This window comes from Enterobacter sp. DVT3837 (assembly GCF_056238685.1).
Genome location: NZ_JBWDLA010000001.1, coordinates 379,486 through 399,233, shown reverse-complemented (window position 1 = coordinate 399,233; position 19,748 = coordinate 379,486). Strand labels below are relative to the sequence as shown.

Annotated in this window: 16 protein-coding genes and 1 other RNA gene; 11 read left to right on the top strand and 6 right to left on the bottom strand. The window is 46.5% G+C overall.

The genetic code is table 11. The features are described 5' to 3' along the window. Window positions 1-31 precede the first annotated feature (31 nt). A complete protein-coding gene (locus AC0XWG_RS01885) occupies window positions 32-1,078 on the bottom strand; it encodes a PLP-dependent cysteine synthase family protein (RefSeq protein WP_128348515.1) in 1,047 nt (348 codons plus the stop codon). Between the two features lie 115 nt (window positions 1,079-1,193). Between AC0XWG_RS01885 and AC0XWG_RS01880 the strand changes: the two genes are divergently transcribed. The 5 genes from AC0XWG_RS01880 (at window position 1,194) to amtB (ending at window position 7,113) form a co-directional block, all read left to right on the top strand. Continuing rightward, the gene (locus AC0XWG_RS01880; RefSeq protein WP_015571267.1) at window positions 1,194-1,652 is read left to right on the top strand and encodes an Lrp/AsnC family transcriptional regulator; all 459 of its coding nucleotides are present in this window, start codon (window positions 1,194-1,196) and stop codon (window positions 1,650-1,652) included. Window positions 1,653-1,682: 30 nt separating this feature from the next. Further along, complete coding sequence (locus tag AC0XWG_RS01875; RefSeq protein ID WP_475680326.1) at window positions 1,683-3,455, top strand: SmdA family multidrug ABC transporter permease/ATP-binding protein; 1,773 nt, start codon at window positions 1,683-1,685, stop codon at window positions 3,453-3,455. Further along, window positions 3,448-5,229 (top strand): SmdB family multidrug efflux ABC transporter permease/ATP-binding protein, encoded by a 1,782-nt coding sequence (locus AC0XWG_RS01870; protein WP_475680325.1) that lies wholly within the window; start codon window positions 3,448-3,450, stop codon window positions 5,227-5,229. Before AC0XWG_RS01875 ends, AC0XWG_RS01870 begins: the two co-directional genes overlap by 8 nt. Window positions 5,230-5,449: 220 nt before the next feature. Continuing rightward, window positions 5,450-5,788 carry a P-II family nitrogen regulator gene (glnK, locus tag AC0XWG_RS01865; protein ID WP_008503304.1) on the top strand — a complete coding sequence of 113 codons (339 nt, stop codon included), beginning with the start codon at window positions 5,450-5,452 and terminating at the stop codon, window positions 5,786-5,788. Window positions 5,789-5,823: 35 nt separating this feature from the next. Next, entirely contained in the window at window positions 5,824-7,113 is a 1,290-nt protein-coding gene (gene amtB, locus AC0XWG_RS01860) for an ammonium transporter AmtB (protein WP_028017630.1), read from the top strand. A gap of 48 nt (window positions 7,114-7,161) precedes the next feature. On the opposite strand, the gene tesB is transcribed toward amtB, so the two are convergent. Then, the gene (gene tesB, locus AC0XWG_RS01855; protein ID WP_028017629.1) at window positions 7,162-8,022 is read right to left on the bottom strand and encodes an acyl-CoA thioesterase II; all 861 of its coding nucleotides are present in this window, start codon (window positions 8,020-8,022) and stop codon (window positions 7,162-7,164) included. Window positions 8,023-8,225: 203 nt separating this feature from the next. Between tesB and AC0XWG_RS01850 the strand changes: the two genes are divergently transcribed. Then, a complete protein-coding gene (locus AC0XWG_RS01850) occupies window positions 8,226-8,753 on the top strand; it encodes a YbaY family lipoprotein (protein WP_028017628.1) in 528 nt (175 codons plus the stop codon). A 33-nt stretch (window positions 8,754-8,786) separates the two neighbouring features. On the opposite strand, the gene AC0XWG_RS01845 is transcribed toward AC0XWG_RS01850, so the two are convergent. Then, window positions 8,787-9,098 carry an MGMT family protein gene (locus AC0XWG_RS01845; RefSeq protein WP_028017627.1) on the bottom strand — a complete coding sequence of 104 codons (312 nt, stop codon included), beginning with the start codon at window positions 9,096-9,098 and terminating at the stop codon, window positions 8,787-8,789. A gap of 169 nt (window positions 9,099-9,267) precedes the next feature. Here AC0XWG_RS01845 and ffs point away from each other — a divergent pair. From ffs to AC0XWG_RS01825, 4 genes are all read left to right on the top strand, one after another. Continuing rightward, window positions 9,268-9,364: signal recognition particle sRNA small type (gene ffs / locus AC0XWG_RS01840), an RNA gene on the top strand. Window positions 9,365-9,472: 108 nt separating this feature from the next. After that, window positions 9,473-10,543 (top strand): site-specific integrase, encoded by a 1,071-nt coding sequence (locus AC0XWG_RS01835; protein ID WP_343195443.1) that lies wholly within the window; start codon window positions 9,473-9,475, stop codon window positions 10,541-10,543. Window positions 10,544-10,816: 273 nt separating this feature from the next. Continuing rightward, window positions 10,817-13,666 (top strand): UvrD-helicase domain-containing protein, encoded by a 2,850-nt coding sequence (locus AC0XWG_RS01830; protein ID WP_475680324.1) that lies wholly within the window; start codon window positions 10,817-10,819, stop codon window positions 13,664-13,666. An 831-nt stretch (window positions 13,667-14,497) separates the two neighbouring features. Next, complete coding sequence (locus AC0XWG_RS01825; RefSeq protein WP_068815359.1) at window positions 14,498-15,553, top strand: DUF4433 domain-containing protein; 1,056 nt, start codon at window positions 14,498-14,500, stop codon at window positions 15,551-15,553. 27 nt (window positions 15,554-15,580) lie between these two features. Here AC0XWG_RS01825 and AC0XWG_RS01820 read toward each other — a convergent pair whose 3' ends face one another. The 3 genes from AC0XWG_RS01820 to AC0XWG_RS01810 are packed head-to-tail and all read right to left on the bottom strand — an operon-like array spanning window position 15,581 to window position 17,584. Beyond that, entirely contained in the window at window positions 15,581-16,270 is a 690-nt protein-coding gene (locus tag AC0XWG_RS01820; protein ID WP_068815358.1) for a macro domain-containing protein, read from the bottom strand. A 15-nt stretch (window positions 16,271-16,285) separates the two neighbouring features. Next, on the bottom strand, window positions 16,286-17,035 hold the full coding sequence (locus AC0XWG_RS01815; protein ID WP_248232171.1) for a hypothetical protein: 750 nt from the start codon (window positions 17,033-17,035) through the stop codon (window positions 16,286-16,288). Continuing rightward, window positions 17,036-17,584, bottom strand: a complete 549-nt coding sequence (locus tag AC0XWG_RS01810; RefSeq protein ID WP_068815355.1) for a hypothetical protein — start codon at window positions 17,582-17,584, stop codon at window positions 17,036-17,038. Between the two features lie 994 nt (window positions 17,585-18,578). On the opposite strand from AC0XWG_RS01810, the gene AC0XWG_RS01805 reads away from it, so the two are divergent. After that, window positions 18,579-19,148, top strand: a complete 570-nt coding sequence (locus tag AC0XWG_RS01805; protein ID WP_086076596.1) for a recombinase family protein — start codon at window positions 18,579-18,581, stop codon at window positions 19,146-19,148. Window positions 19,149-19,748 lie beyond the last annotated feature (600 nt).

The following is a 19,748-nucleotide window of genomic DNA, read 5'->3' as shown; positions in this document are numbered from 1 at the left end:
TCCAGCAAGCCAGACTTCGGTCTGGCTTTTTTTATTTCACCAGCTGTGCAATTTGCGCTTTCCAGGGCTCAATATCGCCGATATTTGCCTGCACCCATTGCGCATTGTAATAGGTCTCAAGGTAGCGCTCGCCGCTGTCGCAGAGCAGGGTGACGATGGATCCTGTTCGACCCTCTTCACGCATGCGTACCGCTAGCTGCAGGGCTCCCCACATATTGGTCCCGGTAGAAGCGCCGACTTTGCGGCCAAGCTGGGTCTCCAGCCAGTGCGCGGTGGCGACACTTGCGGCATCCGGCACGCGCAACATCTCATCCACCACATCCGGGATGAACGACGGTTCCACGCGTGGGCGGCCAATCCCTTCAATTTTACTGCCCACCGGGCTGCGCAGGCCGATATCGCGGTTCTGCCAGTAGTCGAGGAACACGGAGTTTTGCGGATCAACCACCATTAGTTGGGTGTCGTAGCCCTGGCAGCGGATATAACGCCCGATGGTGGCGGAGGTGCCGCCCGTCCCGGCGCTCATCACAATGTATGAGGGAATGGGATGCGGCTCGTGGGACATCTGACGGAAAATACTGTCGGCGATATTGTTATTACCGCGCCAGTCGGTGGCTCGTTCCGCAAAGGTGAACTGATCCATGTAGTGGCCGTTCAGCTCGTGTGCCAGCATTTCAGATGCCGCATAGATTTCACAGGCGCTTTCCACAAAGTGGCAGCGTCCGCCGTAGAATTCGATCTGTTCAATTTTACGTTTCGCCGTGCAGGAAGGCATCACGGCGATGAAGGGTAAACCCAGCAGGCGGGCAAAATAGGCTTCAGACACCGCCGTTGAACCGGATGAGGATTCAATGATGGTGGTACCTTCTTTAATCCAGCCGTTACATAAACCGTATAAAAACAGTGAACGCGCCAGGCGATGCTTCAGGCTACCGGTAGGATGGGTGCTTTCATCTTTCAGATAGAGCTGAATACCGTCAAATCCCGGCAGGGAAAATCGAATCAGGTGCGTATCCGCCGAGCGCTGATAGTCGGCATTGATTTCGCTGATGGCATGTTTAACCCAGGAGCTATTCATCGTAGTTATCCGTTTGTCATTTTGTGCCCAGCATAGCGAAAAGCACAGAAAAAATTGTTGCTATCTGGCCTTTAAAATAGAATGGAGGGAGAAAAATTTTCTCTGTGAGGTGGGTATGCTAGATAAAATTGACCGCAAGCTCCTTTCATTGCTGCAAAGTGACTGTACCCTCTCTTTGCAGGCGCTGGCAGATGCCGTTAATCTGACCACCACACCGTGCTGGAAGCGCCTCAAGAAGCTTGAAGATGACGGCATTCTTCTGGGACGCGTCGCGTTATTAGATCCCGAAAAACTGGGGCTTGGGTTAACGGCATTTGTGCTGATTAAAACCCAGCATCACAGCAGCGAGTGGTATTGCCGTTTTGTCACTCAGGTTTCTGACATGCCTGAGGTGCTCGGTTTCTGGCGTATGGCCGGAGAGTACGATTACCTGATGCGCGTTCAGGTAGCTGACATGAAGCGCTATGACGATTTTTACAAACGACTGGTGAACAGCGTGCCGGGCTTGTCGGACGTCACCTCGAGCTTCGCCATGGAACAGATTAAATACACCACAGCACTACCTATTGAATAACTTCGTAAAATACCTTCAGGAACAAACCGCGTGCGATTATTTGCCCAATTAAGCTGGTACTTTCGTCGGGAGTGGCAACGCTACCTCGGTGCAGTAGCCCTGCTTATTATCATTGCCATTCTGCAGCTGATCCCGCCGAAGGTGGTGGGCTACGTCGTGGATGGCGTCACCGAACAGCATTACACCACCGCACGGGTGTTGATGTGGGTTGGCACGCTGGTGCTGACGGCCGTCATTGTCTATCTGCTGCGCTACGTCTGGCGCGTGCTCCTTTTTGGCGCTTCCTATCAGCTGGCCGTTGAGCTGCGTGAAGATTTTTACCGCCAGCTGAGCCGACAACACCCAGAGTTTTATCTGCGACATCGCACCGGGGATCTCATCGCACGCGCGACAAACGACGTCGATCGCGTGGTGTTCGCCGCAGGAGAAGGGGTGTTAACGCTGGTGGATTCTCTGGTCATGGGGTGCGCAGTCCTGATTGTGATGTCGACCCAGATCAGCTGGCAGCTCACCCTGCTGGCATTGTTGCCGATGCCGCTGATGGCACTGGCGATCAACCGTTTTGGTGAGCAACTGCATGAGCGCTTTAAGCTGGCGCAGGCGGCGTTCTCTTCACTGAACGACCGTACGCAGGAGAGTATGACCAGCATCCGTATGATTAAAGCCTTTGGTCTGGAGGACCGGCAATCAGCACTGTTTGCCGCCGATGCCGCTGACACGGGGGCGAAGAACATGCGCGTCGCGCGAATTGATGCGCGTTTTGACCCGACAATCTATGTCGCGATCGGTATGGCAAACCTGCTGGCTATTGGTGGGGGGAGCTGGATGGTGGTACAGGGCTCGTTAACCCTGGGACAATTGACCAGCTTTGCGATGTACCTGGGGCTGATGATTTGGCCGATGCTGGCATTGGCCTGGATGTTTAACATCGTGGAGCGCGGCAGCGCCGCCTACAGCCGTATTCGCGCCATGCTGGCCGAAGCACCGGTGGTGAATGACGGCAACGAAGCCGTACCGGAAGGGCGCGGTGTCATAAATGTTGACGTCCGTAAGTTTGTTTATCCGCAAACGGAACATCCGGTACTGGAGAACGTTAGTTTTACGCTCAAGCCTGGTCAGATGTTGGGCATTTGTGGCCCAACAGGTTCTGGCAAAAGTACCGTGCTCTCATTGATTCAGCGCCACTTTGACGTCACGCAGGGCGATATTCGCTTCCATGATATTCCCCTGACGCAACTGCTGCTGGACGACTGGCGAGGTCGTCTGGCGGTCGTCAGCCAGACGCCGTTTTTATTTTCGGACACGGTAGCAAACAATATCGCCCTCGGACGCCCGTCGGCGACGCAGGAAGAGATTGAGCATGTGGCGCGTTTAGCCAGCGTACATGATGATATTTTGCGTCTGCCGCAGGGCTACGAAACGGAAGTCGGGGAACGTGGCGTCATGTTGTCCGGAGGACAAAAGCAGCGAATCTCAATTGCCCGCGCGCTGCTTCTCAATGCCGAAATCCTGATTCTTGATGATGCGCTTTCCGCTGTGGATGGGCGTACCGAGCACCAGATCCTGCATAACCTGCGCCAGTGGGGCGACGGACGTACGGTGATTATCAGTGCCCACCGTTTGTCGGCGTTGGCGGAAGCCAGCGAAATTTTAGTGTTGCAGCATGGGCACATTGCCCAGCGCGGGCAGCATGAAAAACTGGCTGAGCAATCGGGCTGGTATCGCGACATGTATCGTTATCAACAGCTTGAAGCGGCGCTGGATTATGCCCCGGAGCAGGATACGGAGGCCGCTAATGCGTAAATTTGGCTCGATGTGGCCGACGCTAAAACGTCTGCTGGCCTACGGTTCACCGTGGCGAAAACCGCTGTCTGTTGCCGTGCTGTTGCTCTGGATTGCGGCGATTGCTGAAGTCAGCGGTCCACTGCTTATTAGCTATTTCATCGACAATATGGTTGCCAAAAGCTACCTGCCTCTGGGGCTGGTGGCGGGCCTGGGTGTGGCTTACGTTGGCTTACAGCTGACGGCGGCGGGGCTTCATTATGCCCAGTCGTTGCTGTTTAACCGTGCAGCCGTGGGGGTCGTGCAGCAGTTGCGTACTGATGTCATGGACGCTGCGCTGCGCCAGCCGCTCAGTGAGTTTGATACCCAGCCGGTCGGGCAGGTGATATCGCGCGTGACCAACGATACGGAGGTGATCCGCGATCTGTACGTCACCGTGGTGGCAACCGTCCTGCGCAGCGCGGCGCTGATTGGTGCGATGCTGGTGGCGATGTTCAGCCTCGACTGGCGTATGGCATTGGTGGCGATCACCATCTTCCCGGCGGTGTTGATTGTGATGATTATCTATCAACGTTACAGCACTCCCATTGTGCGTCGGGTGCGAGCCTATCTGGCCGATATTAATGATGGCTTCAATGAAGTGATCAACGGCATGAGCGTCATCCAGCAGTTCCGCCAGCAGGCACGTTTTGGCGAGCGGATGGGCGAAGCCAGTCGTTCACACTATATGGCGCGTATGCAGACGCTGCGGCTGGACGGTTTCCTGTTGCGCCCGCTGTTGAGCCTCTTCTCCGCGCTGGTGCTCTGTGGTCTGCTCATGCTGTTTGGCCTGACCACTCACGGAACTATTGAGGTTGGGGTCCTGTATGCTTTTATCAGCTACCTTGGCCGCCTTAACGAACCGTTGATTGAGCTTACGACACAGCAGTCGATGCTCCAGCAGGCCGTCGTGGCAGGGGAGCGAGTGTTCGAGTTGATGGACAGACCGCGTCAGACCTACGGCAACGATGACCGCGCGCTGCAAAGCGGGGCCATTGCCTTTGATAACGTCTCGTTTGCTTATCGCGAAGACCGGCTGGTATTGCAGGACATCACGCTGGATGTCCCGTCGCGGGGCTTTGTTGCGCTGGTGGGGCATACCGGCAGCGGTAAGAGTACGCTCGCAAGCCTGTTGATGGGTTACTACCCGCTAAGCCAAGGTGAAATTCGCCTCGACGGACGCCCGCTCGCGTCTCTCAACCATAATGTGTTACGTAAAGGCGTTGCAATGGTGCAGCAGGATCCGGTCGTGATGGCGGATACCTTCTACGCCAACGTGACGCTGGGTCGGGACTATACCCATGAACAGGTCTGGGATGTGCTGGAGAAAGTGCAGCTGGCAGAGCTGGCTCGTGGGTTCAGCGACGGGATCAATACGAAGCTGGGTGAGCAGGGGAACAATCTCTCTGTTGGGCAAAAACAGCTTCTGGCGCTGGCGCGGGTACTGATTGAAACGCCGCAAATTTTGATTCTGGACGAAGCAACGGCCAGTATTGATTCCGGTACCGAACAAGCTATCCAGCAGGCACTTGCCGCCGTGCGTGACCATACGACGCTGGTGGTAATTGCCCACCGCCTTTCCACGATTGTTGATGCGGATACTATTCTGGTGCTGCACCGTGGACAAGCCGTTGAGCGCGGTACACACCGGGAGTTGCTGGAAGCAAAAGGGCGCTACTGGCAGATGTACCAGTTGCAACTGGCAGGCGAAGAGCTGGCTGCCAGCGTGCGCGAGGAAGAGTCACTGAGCGCCTGACGCACCAAAATGAGGCGGCGCACTAACAGTCATTCCTGTTGGTGCAAAACTGAAACGCACCGTGCACCGGCATGGTGCGTTTTTTTTCACCCGTTTGTTGATCAAGGCCGCGTAACGCTCCTTGCACCGCGATTCACCCTGTTTTTCATTTCTGGCACACCCCTTGCAATATCCTCTGCGTTAGCTGCGGCCATTACCGAATTCTGACTGGAGGGGATCTATGAAGCTGGTTACGGTTGTAATCAAACCATTCAAACTCGAAGACGTGCGTGAAGCGTTGTCTTCAATGGGTATTCAGGGACTGACTGTCACCGAAGTGAAAGGCTTTGGTCGTCAGAAAGGTCATGCCGAGCTTTATCGCGGGGCGGAATACAGCGTTAACTTCCTGCCAAAAGTAAAAATTGATGTCGCGATTGCTGATGACCAGCTTGATGAAGTCATCGATGTGATCAGCAAAGCGGCCTACACCGGCAAAATTGGCGACGGCAAAATTTTCGTTGCCGAACTGCAGCGCGTCATTCGCATCCGTACCGGCGAATCTGACGAAGCGGCACTGTAAGTAACTCCTGGCACACAGTGATAGGGATCGAGAAAATGAAGATAGCAACACTTAAAACGGGTCTGGGTTCGCTGGCACTGCTGCCGGGCCTGGCGCTGGCTGCTGCTCCTGCGGTGGCAGACAAAGCCGATAACGCCTTTATGATGATCAGCACCGCGCTGGTGCTGTTCATGTCTATTCCGGGCATCGCGCTGTTTTACGGCGGCCTGATCCGTGGCAAAAACGTTCTCTCCATGCTGACGCAGGTTGCCGTGACGTTTGCACTGGTCTGCGTGCTATGGGTGGTTTACGGTTACTCGCTGGCCTTCGGCACGGGCAACGCCTTCTTTGGCAACTTCGACTGGGTGATGCTGAAAAATATTGAGCTGACCGCGCTGATGGGCAGCTTCTACCAGTACATCCATGTTGCTTTCCAGGGCTCGTTCGCCTGTATTACTGTCGGGCTGATTGTGGGCGCGCTGGCTGAACGTATTCGCTTCTCTGCTGTGCTGATTTTTGTCGTGGTCTGGCTGACGCTCTCCTATGTGCCAATTGCACACATGGTCTGGGGCGGTGGTCTGCTGGCAACGCACGGTGCGCTGGACTTCGCGGGCGGTACCGTTGTACACATCAACGCCGCGGTAGCGGGTCTGGTAGGGGCCTACCTGATTGGCAAACGTGTTGGCTTCGGTAAAGAGGCGTTCAAACCGCACAACCTGCCGATGGTCTTTACGGGTACTGCGATCCTCTACTTTGGCTGGTTCGGCTTCAACGCCGGTTCGGCAAGTGCCGCGAACGAAATTGCTGCACTGGCTTTCGTGAACACTGTAGTGGCAACGGCGGGTGCAATCCTCTCCTGGGTGTTTGGTGAGTGGGCGGTGCGCGGTAAACCTTCCCTGCTGGGTGCCTGTTCAGGGGCGATTGCCGGTCTGGTTGGCATCACGCCAGCGTGTGGTTATGTAGGTGTAGGCGGTGCGCTGCTGGTCGGCCTGGTGTCCGGTCTGGCGGGTCTGTGGGGCGTGACTGCACTGAAACGTATTCTGCGCGTTGATGACCCTTGCGATGTGTTTGGTGTACACGGCGTGTGCGGCATCATCGGTTGTATCATGACAGGTATCTTCGCCGCGAAATCTCTCGGTGGCGTGGGTTATGCAGAAGGCGTCACCATGGCTCATCAGCTGCTGGTACAGCTGGAAAGTATTGCTATCACCGTTGTGTGGTCTGCTGTAGTGGCCTTCATTGGCTATAAACTGGCGGACATGACGGTCGGTCTGCGCGTACCGGAAGAGCAGGAACGCGAAGGTCTGGACGTCAACAGTCACGGCGAGAATGCGTATAACGCATAATAAACAGCAAAACGGCAACTTCGGTTGCCGTTTTTAATGGTTGTTCCCTCAGCCTCTATTACGCATCACCCCTTCCTGTACCGTCGAGGCCACCAGCACGCCATCCTGGGTATAAAACTCCCCACGTACAAACCCGCGTGCGCTTGATGCCGACGTACTTTCCACACTGTAGAGCAACCACTCATTCATGTTGAAAGGACGGTGGAACCACATGGAGTGATCAATCGTCGCAACCTGCATCCCTTTTTCCAGGAACCCGACGCCGTGCGGCTGCAGCGCCACCGGCAGGAAGTTGAAATCAGACGCATAACCCAGCAAATACTGATGAACGCGGAAGTCTTCTGGCACATTACCGTTAGCCCGGATCCAGACCTGGCGCGTCGGCTCGGCGGTGTGACCTTTCATCGGGTTATGGAACTCGACGGGACGGATCTCAAGCGGCTTGTCACAGAGGAACTTCTCTTTGACCTGCGGTGGAAGCAGATGCGCCAGCGCGCGGGCGATGTCGGTTTCAGATTTCAGCTCGTCGGGTACCGGGGCCGGAGGCATCGCCTTCTGGTGCTCATATCCGGTTTCAGGTGCCTGGAAAGAGGCGGTCATGTAAAAGATTGGCTTACCGTTCTGAATGGCTGCTACGCGGCGCGCGCTGAAACTGTTGCCATCTCGCAAGACTTCGACGTCATAAACAATCGGTTTTGCGCTATCGCCGGGGCGTAAGAAGTAGCTGTGGAATGAATGCACCAGACGGTCTGCCGGGACAGTCTCCTTTGCAGCGTACAGCGCTTGTCCAACGACTTGCCCGCCGAAGACCTGGCGTAAGCCCAAATCTTCGCTCTGTCCGCGAAAGAGTCCTTCCTCAATTTTTTCCAGATTCAGTAATGTCAGCAGATTGTTCAGTGCCTGACTCATAGTTGTCCTCAATAAACGCCGTAGCGAAAGATAGGCAGAGTATAACGCAGAAATGAAAGTGGTCCGATGGGTAGAATAATCTGAATATCGGGACGATCTCAGGCATTAATCAGTGATCTGTGCCACACTTGAATACGTTATGTGATTGAAACGACATCGGATGGGATCGATCCCGCTGGTGCATTGATGATAAGGAGACTTCAATGAAACTCGTGCCCATGCTAAGTGGTGTAGCTATTGCGGTGGCGTTGTCCGCCTGTGCCGGTAAGAGCGCCCAGGTGCCAGTGCCAGCAGCAGACCCAAACGGGATTAATACCCTTTCTCAGCAATCCATTCAGCAGCCTAACGTTTCCGGTACCATCTGGATTAAACAGAAAGTGGCCTTACCGCCGGATGCGGTATTAACGGTAACCCTGTCTGATGCTTCTCTGGCAGACGCGCCGTCGAAAGTGCTGGCGCAGCGTGCCGTCCGTACTGAAGGTAAGCAAGCACCGTTTAGCTTCGTGTTGCCGTACAACCCATCAGACGTGCAGCCTAATGCCCGTATCCTGCTGAGCGCAGCGGTAACCATTAACGGTAAGCTGGTCTTTATCACCGATACGGTCCAGGAAGCGATTAACAACGGTGGGACCAAAGTTGACCTGAACCTGGTGCCGGTGCAGCAGACCGAAGTCCCGGTTGCTCCGCAGACCAATCAGCCTTCCCTGCCAACCCCACCGACGCAGATGTAATTTCTGCATTGCCCCTCTCCTTCGGGAGAGGGGTCAATATACCCAGCGATACTTCTGTAAATCGATCTGCCCGGACCCCGACACCTGCACACCTTCTGAGAGTAATGCCTGACGTTGACGCTGGAGATCCGGACCCGTCAGCGAGATGACACCATGACGGTTCACCACCCGGTGCCAGGGCAGGGTACTCCCTTCCGGTAGTCTTTTCAAGACACCGCCCACCTGCCGCGCTGCACGCGGGGAACCCGCCAGACGCGCGACATCACCATAGGTGGTAACATAGCCTTCCGGAACAGAGGCCACGATTTGCCATACACGCTGTGGAAATGAGTCGTGTTCGTCCATACGTTCACCTGCGGGATTTACTGGACAGCCATGTTAAACGAAGATCGTCAGGATTGCTGCGCCAGTTTGCGCAAGAAACCAGCATCCGGTTCCTGGCAGCTTGCAATTGGGCGTTAGCACAGGGATAATGCGCCAGCGCGTTGGTTATCAACGCTCTCAATGGGGGCTCTGTTGGTTCTCCCGCAACGCTACTCTGTTCACCAGGTCAGGTCCGGAAGGAAGCAGCCAGGGCAGACGACGTGTGTGCCGGGATGTAGCTGGCAGGGCCCCCACCACTAATGGATAAGTACTTGATTATTAATGATAACAGTACTGACAGCCTCCTCCCAAAGCTCGAGTGGTACAAAAGTTGTGTATCACCTTAGGGCTGCACAATGTCTCTCATGCTCTCCCGACACGGGATTTGGTACTACCGAAAAGTTAATCTCATGCCATGCGGTAAACGCCGCGAGTATCGTCGTTCGTTAGGTACACGTTCAAAAACGGAAGCTCTAAAGCGTGTTGAACGTTTTGCAGATCGTCAATGGACGGTGGTTGATACTCCCGTAGTAGCCTCACCATTACAAGTTTTTGCACCAGCTTCTCTTGGCTTTGATGAATTAAAATATCAATCTGAACAGTACGTTACTTTCAAAAGTAAAGAAGTTGGGGAAAGAGAAACAGCATCAATACGACGCTGCTTGAACAGTTACTTCAAGTTTACCAACCAACCTGCAAGCAAAAGCCAGGCAGCAGCGTTTATTGCTGGGCTTGATCTATCAATTCCGACAAAGAATAAGTACGTTAAGAAAATTGGTAGCTTTTTCCGGTGGTTAAGTAATCGAGTGGATTTCGAGGTAAAGAACCCATTTGATGGTTTAATGCAGAAGGATAAGGAGTCTGCTGCCAGCAAACGCGGAAGTTACAGTGTTAGCCAGCTAAAGCGACTAATTTCTTCCCTGGAGTCATTGCCTGAGTGGAAACGATGGATCATTCTGTTAGGTCGTTTTACTGGGATGAGAGCTAATGAAATTTGTCAGCTATATCATTGTGACATAAAGAAAATCGATGAAATCTGGTGTGCAGTGGTTGATGATAGTCAAGAAGGGCAAACAGTCAAAACAGATAACAGTAAACGAAGTATTCCCTTGCACCAGGAGCTGATTTCTAACGGTTTTCTTGAGTATGTAGAGAATGCAAAAGGTCGTTTGTTCCCGCAACTGACATATTATAAAGGTTCATTCAGCCATTACTTCACTCGCTGGTTCAGCAGTTTCCGGAAGAGGATTTCTGTGCCTGAATTTCACTCACTCAGGCATTACGTTGCAACAGCGTTCAAAACGGCTGGTGTCGCAGAACAATTTGCGGGAGCATTTCTAGGGCATGCAAACAGTTCAATTACGTATAATCGCTATGGTAAATCTATTAGATTGTCAGAGCTTTATGCGTTATTGGTGCATCTTTAGTTTTGCTTCCGTGGTCGGTACTAGGATTCCTGGCTGGCAAAGTGACGTTCCGGTGGCTTGAGGTTCGATGTAAGGCAGTGTTCACGGGCTGAGGGGGAGACTGATACGGGGCACTAGATACTCAGGATGATGGTCTGGGGCCAGTACTGCATCGTGTTCTAGGGTATCATGAGCCTACTACAGCCATGTTTAAAATTCGTTTACTATGTAGTTCTTTTTGTTTCGTGTTCACTAAAAAACTGCCCATGACTAGCCCATTAAGAGTAGATGTTGATGCATGATATCCAAGCCAAGTTATCGTCAAATTTAATAGGTAGGCTACTGGGTAAAGACTGCATTTGTGTCCAGAATGACTTCCTGATCGCATTAAAGAATGATATTTCGATCGCATCAGATTCATTTCGTGAATGCAAAGGTTTTGCAACTTTGCAAAATGGTATCTTTGGTCAGGTCTTGGTCCTCAGTATTGGCAATAAGTCCGTAAAATATCGATTTCTCCAAAAGAGCGGCTCAGCAGAATTTCTGAAAGTCCTCAATGCATCCATTGCCGAATTCATCAACGACTATCTTTCTAAAACCTTCAATGAATTCGAAGCCTATGTGATTCGTGAGTACCCAAGAGACACCCGCATGGGCAGCATTTCACTGCTTTGCCAGAGTTTGAGTGAGTATTACCACGCACAAGCTGATGTATGGGATATGTGTCTAAAATCAGAGTCCATACAAAAAGTTAAGCAAATTGTCGGCTACCACCCAGTACAGGCGGAAGTTCTACGTGAATATCACGAGAATTTCCAGCTTGAAAAACGGATGTCATTCTTCGATCGGGTTGAATCAAACCCATTGACTCACGAACAACGTTTGGGTGTCTTGCGGTCTAATGATATGAACATGGTTTTGGCAGCAGCAGGCACGGGTAAAACATCCGTTATGGTTGCTAAGGCTCTTGATCTTATTGACCGTGGCTTGGCAAACCCTTCAGAAATACTAGTGCTGGCCTATAACCGTACGGCAGCCGAAGAGCTCAGAGAACGCCTTGTTGACAAAGCAGAATCAGGTCGTATCAAGTTAGAATCATTCCCACAAATATCGACATTTCATGCATTAGGCAGGTGGCTTCTACGTAATACCGGAGTACCAACCTACTTGAGTGAATTTACTCAAGACGAAATGAAATTCAAGCAGTGGGTTACTTCGTGGTTAGAAAAACACCTCGAATCAAATAGTACTAACTTACTGAACTTCATAAGCCTTTTCCCTCAACCTGTAAACCCTTTTGGCTTCAATACTCAAGCTGAATATGAAAGGTATGTTCGAGATAATGAGTTCAGAACCTTAAACGGTGAGAAAGTTAAAAGTTATCAGGAGCTTCTGATAGCTAATTTTTTGTACATGAATGGGGTTGCTTATACCTACGAAGCTCCTTATGTGAGTAAAAGACGTATCAATATTGGCTTCGACTATCGCCCTGATTTTTATATTCAAGACACAAATATTTACATTGAGCACTTCGGTATAGATCGTCAGGGGAAGACTCGGGCAGACATTGATGCAGCGAAATACAATGAAGCTATTCGTAACAAGCGTGTACTTCATGCTGAATATGGGACATCCCTTATTGAAACGTTCCATTATGAATGGATTGAAGAGAATCTGACTTCCAGCCTGAAAATTAAACTGGAGAAGCAAGGTATCATATGTAAGCCCATAAAATCAGAAGATGTGTTGAAAAAACTTCGCGAGGAAGGGCGTATAGCCGACTGGAGTGACCTATTGAAAAAGGCACTTCAAGCAATTCGAGTTGAGCGGTTGACGGAAGAGTTAATAGTGAACAGGCTTGAGAGGGCTGGTATAAGCCAACCTAAAAATGCCGCAACATTATTGGATGCATTACATCAAGGGTACATTCAAGAACTCAAAAATCAAAATGCCATTGATTTTGACGACATGATTATTCGAGCCATTCAGGTAATTGAAAATGAGGACTACATCCCTAAGTGGCGGTACATCCTGGTCGATGAATTCCAGGATATATCAGCGGCACGTATGGAGTTCATTAAAGCCATTATAGCGAAAGGGCCTGAACCATCCCTGACAGTAGTAGGGGATGACTGGCAGTCAATATATCGCTTCTCTGGTGGTAAGTTGGAGCTGACAACTAGATTTGGTGAAATGATCGGTCACTACACCGCTACCAAATTACAAAAAACCTTTCGCTACAACAACAGTATCGCAAACACTGCAGGGCAATTTATAATGGAAAACCCTGAGCAGTATAAAAAACACATCGAAACGCACACAAAGGTAAATCTGTCACAGATATATTTGCTGGATAGTAAACCTGAGAAACTGCAAGGAGTATACGAGCGAGTTAAGGAAGTCGTTCTGAAGATTAGAGAGAACGATGCCAATGGCAGTATCGCAGTCATTGCACGATATAACTACCTGATAAATGAAGCTAAAGAATTGTTGATTCATTCTCGGCTACAAAAAAATACTAGCTTTTGGACCTTTCATAAATCAAAGGGGCTAGAGGCAGATTACTGTATTCTTATTGGTTTCTTCCAGGGAAGGAAGGGATTTCCTAATGAAAATAAGGATGAAGCTATCATTGAAGCCTTACTCCCATCTCTGGATTCGTATCCTCATTCTGAAGAAAGACGTCTTCTGTACGTTGGTATTACACGTGCAAAGAAAAAGGTGTACATAATTGCTGATCCCACAGCTCCGTCTAGTTTCATTACCGAATTACTTGCTCCTAAGTACGATCTGAATATTGTGTCGGCAACATTTAAGGAGCAGTACAGGAAAATTTTCAAGTGCCCTAACTGTGAGGATGGGTACTTAAGGTTGATTAAAGGTGTCTACGGTGAATTCTACACATGCAGCACAGGGCTCGGGTGTAGCGTTGGTAAGGCTAGGGTTTGTTCAATGTGCCGGGCACCTTCTGTTGATTCTAGATACACAAGTACCTGTAATAACGTTGCATGTGGTAACTCGATTAAAATATGTGACAAATGTGGACGCCCAATGAAACTTCGTCATGGTAAAGATGGCGAATTCTGGGGATGCACAGGTTATGGAATCAATAACGATCAATGCAAAAACACGAATAAAAAGTAAAATAACGTTCTAAATCAAACTGTTATAGGAGGAGCCCGTGTCGGGAGAGCATGAGAGACATTGTGCAGCCCTAAGGTGATACACAACTTTTGTACCACTCGAGCTTTGGGAGGAGGCTGTCAGTACTGTTATCATTAATAATCAAGTACTTATCCATTAGTGGTGGGGGCCCTGCCATCAGCCAGTAGTACTGAATTGTGTAGAGTTATCATGAGATTACGTTTTGGTGCAACAAAGGTAATGTAGCACCTTGTGAAGCGTTGTCCAGTACTGAACCAGTACTGACAGCGTGACGGGTCATCGTGCGGCTTTATGAGGATGCAGCAGGTTAACGCAGGGGCATGAAACGGGATGGTTTGGTGAGGGGGGTACTGTCAGTACAGGTCAGTACTGGCTTCGGTCCCTTACCTATTGGTGGGGGGCAAGGGAACGTTTTTACTTATAGGGGGTAGGTAGTTATATATAATTACACTACCCCTATAAGTAAAATCCCCGCTCCCTTCCTGCACTGGTAGGCAAGGCGTTACGCCGCGTTACGCATGAACCATTCAGTTCTGGCTTTGTCGTAGTCCACGCCTTTTCCCAGTACTGGCACAGTGCCGCTTCTGAAAGGCATTGCTGTGTTCAATGTGTCATTGCTACCATATCCCCAGAACTATAAACACATGCACAGATAGCACAAAACACTGAGACGCGGTACTTTAATCAGTACAACTCTAAATTTGAAATAAACTCATTAAAGAGATACTTTTACCTTAACATCATTTATAGTCATAGTGAGCATTGATCAATTCATTGTATAAACTTGTGGCCTAAGGATATATTATCAACATGCTTAATCTCAGAATTAAAAAGTTAATATTTCATCTGGAATCAATAGAGTCAAAACATGAAGGGATAATTATATCCACTCTTACAAATAAAGATTCTGATTTGTATATAGCGGAACACATCCAAGAAATAGAAAAGAAAAAAATAAATCAAATTATTGAAAGCATTGCAAAACTAACAAAAAGTACACAGCAAGAAATAAGAAGCCGAGTTTTAAAAAAATTCTCAATCGCTGAAAGACAGTTAGTATCCACAACAACCTATGGTAAAATTATAGGAATAGATGCAAAGCACTGTCTTTTTGATTTTCTTCTAAAAAAAGGAGTTATAACAAAAGACAATAACAAGTACAAGCTGACTGATTATGGTATGGAATATGGTGATTATTTACATAATGAAAACGGAGAACAGTTTATTGGTTGGCATAAATCAAAGCTTGATACTATAACCAAAGAACTTTCAAGCATATATTTAGAAAAACTCACATTTAGACTTTTTCATATGACGCACATATCTAATCTAAAGGGAATAATGGAAGTCGGTATATTATCTCATGACATGGCTACTGATTATCTAGATATCAGTAATCATAATGTTAATAGTAGAAGAAACAAAAATGACAACCCTCACAAAATAAGCTTGCATAAATACGTTCCTTTGTACTTCAATCCTAGAAATGCAATGTTATTTGCATGCCAAAAAAAATACGGTGATAATATTGTTATTCTTGAAATTGATAACGAAGTTATTTCCAATGATTATACATTATTTTCTGAAGGTAATGCAGCAAGAAAAGACTCGAAAATAACAACCAACAAGTTGGATGTCAAAAATTTTCAATGGCATACAATAAACAGTTCCACTTGGACGAGTGATATTGATGGTATTAATGAAGATGTTAAGAGTCTAATTATGAGTGAATGTTTAATTTTAAACAAAATAGAAACCAATAAAATTATAAACATTCACTGCCAAAATGAATTGATAACATCTCAACTAAATGAAGATCCAAATATAAGAACAAAAGCAATAACAAATAAAGATCTATTCTTTTAATAATGTTTGCTCACAGCAAACAAATTGTTAAAATAGATTCCTTTGCATTCCTTTCGCAGTTTGCTTAGTACAAAATTGGTATATTTTTTCCAATGTTACAACACCAACCTCATCTATGTTAAGCAATTGATTTACTTGATAAAAATTATTATCACTGATAGATTTTAAAATGTTATCTATAATTGATCTTCTGATTTTAGTTTCATTCGATAAATGATCTAAATCTGTGTTTAGAATGATACTCTTTATTTTAAAAAATACATCATCATATGCTTTATCATCATACTCATAAATTTTCACTTCTAAATCTAATGGATTTAGATAATGCATCATAATCTCTAAGGATTTTTCTTTTTTTAGCCCACCTTTATCCGCTCCCAGTAAAGGAAAAGCTATAGATTTTATTTTCTTTTCTTCATAAGTCTCTGTAAATTTTTTCAAACCATCAATTAAGTATTTTTCTTTTGATGGATTTTTCCAATTATTTTTTGTAGGAAAATTTAAAATTCGTATATTTTCACTCTTATACAACCAAAGAAGACCTGGTTTCAAAAGATTTTTATTACATATCTCACGGTATTTAGAATACATTTCTGGGTAGCGAAGCCTAAACTCCAGAGCAAGCCCTGCCCCCATAACGCCAACACAGTTCACTGGATTAACTAATACCTCAACTCTTGAGGTAAAGATATTTCCTTTAATATATTCAACAGTCAAAATATGCTCTCACGTTTAACAATTAAAAAAATGATCTAAATCTATATGATCTGCGTCATCTGAGGAGTACCAGTAATCTATAATTTTTTGAACAATAATTATTCTAACTTTACTCTTTGTAATCATATTTGCTGGCAAATGCATTATAGCTCTTGTTAGCGATTGTTGTGGCCCGTCCGGGCCATCGACATCTTGAGACGAATTACTCATAGCAGCTTCAAATTCAGTAATGCTAAAAGCATTTTTGGACACAAATTCTTGTGCCTCGTCATTACCTAAGGATGCAGCTTCTAACTCTTCTAAGATGAACTGATAAGCAGTCTCTGCATTCTTAATTTTATTGTTAATTAAATTAAAGATCTGATCACAAACATCATAGATATAATCACTTTCAGAATTTTGTAATTCTTCAGCAATGCAATGTTGATAGATAGAGAAAATATCTTCTGAATTTTCACTCAAGTACTTAATCCCTTCAAAAGTTATAATACTTAAGTCATGTTCGCTGATGCCTTGATCTAATAAACAAGAGCAGTATCCTTTAGCAAAATGCCATAACTCGGTACCATTAAAATCAGGGGAACTTAATGATTTTATGTTTAAATATTTAAAGTAAGTTTTTTTTAATAATTTATACACCCAAGGATTTTTTTTATTTACATTGCTAATGTAAGCAACTACTACACAGTAGTCTTCAAATTTTTCAAAATCTGAAGATACTCTTACCATATACTGTTGTATTTTCTCTGACAAACTATCAGACATTTATACCTCGCCCCAAAACTCAGACATAATAATACCAACATTCTTATTTTTATATACATCACCGTCGAACAAATAAGCCTGTGTTTGGCCATTATTAACCATGAAGTGCTTATTGTCTTTCTTATATAAGTGAAATGTATAGTAGTATTGAGATGAATATTTTCCAGTTGATGAAAAAACATTATTAATGTTGTTTTTAGCCATGAATTTGAAAATCTCCGAGGCTACATAATTCAATCTTTCATCACGACCAGCTCCCACAGTAAACATCATGTAAGAATCTTGATCATCAAATGCAACGAATATCTCAATCACCTCATTTCCGCTCTTGAAGATAAAATTAACAACTCTACCATCTAGCTTCATATCATTATCTTTATCGACTATATAAAGCTCATCAACATAATTGTTGACATACATAATACTTTCATCCTTCACAATAAACATGATATCAACTTCGGCATCATCTAGCCTCATTCTACCGTTGTAATTAACTCTTTTATTTTCGCTGCCATTATTTTTTTTAATGAACAAGTCAAATAACCCCATGATATATCCCTTTCGTTTAAAATAAGTAAGTAGTCAAAAGTATATATTACCATATTTTACTGTAGTTTCAATGTGTAGTAGCCTGCCGCCTTTTTATGTTTTTTATCAATGAATTACTGTGATCCCTTGCATTAAATCGATGAATAAAATATGGAAATATTACCCCCTCAGCTGCCAGTCATGTTGACGCTACAATATCTTCTCAACAAACCAAGTAGCACGGTAAATGGAAGAATGATACGACCATAACGGGATTGTTAAAAACCGCCATACAACTGACCCAATAAGGCGTGCAAGACAAGAAATATTGCTTATTATCGGAGTTATATCAAGGATTAAAAAATTATTACGAGGATACCGCCCCTATACCTGGTGGAAAAGAAATTAGCGGCTCTGAGTTGATCTCAGCAGGGCTTCAGTACTGTCACGCTCCCCCAGCATCAGGATAGTAATGTCAGTAATGGATATAGCCCCGTATTACAATGCTTCAGCGTTTTATAGTTGTATCCGTTCGTGATACTGCCAGTACTGGCACACACAATCGTTATGGCACCACTCAACCACGTGAACACTATTCCACTGCTCCCTGTTGGCCTTTAATGCACTCCTGAACACGAACGCGGCTAAGGTTACTCGTTTTTAGTGAGGCAATATAATAATTACAGTAATTTTATTTGTGTCAGCAGAATGTTAAGCAATTACTTACCCAGATAAAAAATGCTTCATATTTTTAGCCCAGCGTTCTCATTTCGGACAACAGTTCAGTTTTTACTTCCCTTGGAACTAAAACCATTACGGCTAGCGAAGTGAAACCGACGCATTATCACACCTCTCATGGTAGTACCGGTATGTAGTACATTCAGTCTTAAAAGGATGTCGTTTTATGACCGACAAAAATGTTCATTTTATGTGCATAATTTCAGTCTCAAAAGTTTGATATAAAACAAGACCAGTCTTATAATAAAACAACTACCTTTAGAGACTGGGGACTATTATGGCTGTGATCGGATATGCTCGTGTAAGTACGGATGAACAGACTGTAGAAAATCAGCGGCAGCAACTTGCAGTCTATAATGTGGAACGCTGGTTTATTGATGAAGGTATCAGTGGAACAAAGGAAGCACTAAAGCGTGACGGGTTCGGTACATTGATGAACTATGTCCGCGAAGGGGATACTGTGGTTTGTGTGGCAATTGATCGTATTGGACGTAATACCATAGACGTATTGTCTACAGTCGAAGCACTGAAAACCAAAGGCGTTAAATTAATCAGCAACCGTGAAGGTTTTGATTTAAGTACACCAGCAGGTGAAGCCATGCTAACGATTATGGCAGCACTGGCAAAACTGGAATTAGCGACCTTGGCAGAACGTAGAGCAGCAGGTATCAAGCGAGCACAGGCGGCTGGTAAACATTGTGGTCGTCCAGCCAAAAGCGACAGTGCAACAGTAACAGGGCTCTTTAATGCTGGAAAGACCTGGCGAGAAATTGCAGAAATTACCGGGCTGAGTAAAGCAAGTATATATCGCCTGAGATCTCAGGTAATGGTGGCAGGACAGAATTGATTTTACGGTTCGTGCCAAAGGGATTGTTGTTAATCTATTGAATTATATAGCGTAACAACATAGACCTGACCAGTTCAGCAAGATGATATCAATACTGGCACCTGAAAAAGGCTGCATACGTGAAAGAACTTAGGAAAGTCTGGCGAAGGCAAAAGAACTTGGTGTCTCTATCGCTACCGTAAAGAGGTACTGGAACTATGCCCAGTGATAAAGATTTAATTACCTGTCGTGAAGAGCGAAAGGAGTTCTGGCGTTTTGTTGAAAAGTACTATCAAGATGAAGACGACATATTACTGTATGGTGTACTCGTTTGTGAGTTCGATACAGAACTTATACATAAAATATCCAAATGTGCTTTCCCGCCAGTGAATTCAGGCACGTACCATTAGGGGATGTTTTCCCGACATATAGCAGAAAGTATATCCCCTCAAGATTTGACGCCTTGGCTCCATAAGGATCGGTTGAATTTCATCCAACTTCCTATCAAACATACCCACGCATTTTTTTCAAAATACATGAAATTATTTCCACTTAGGTGGTACTATTATAAGTACCTTGCAGTGCTACTGCTGTACCTAAGAGATTGCTCGCTTGTACGAT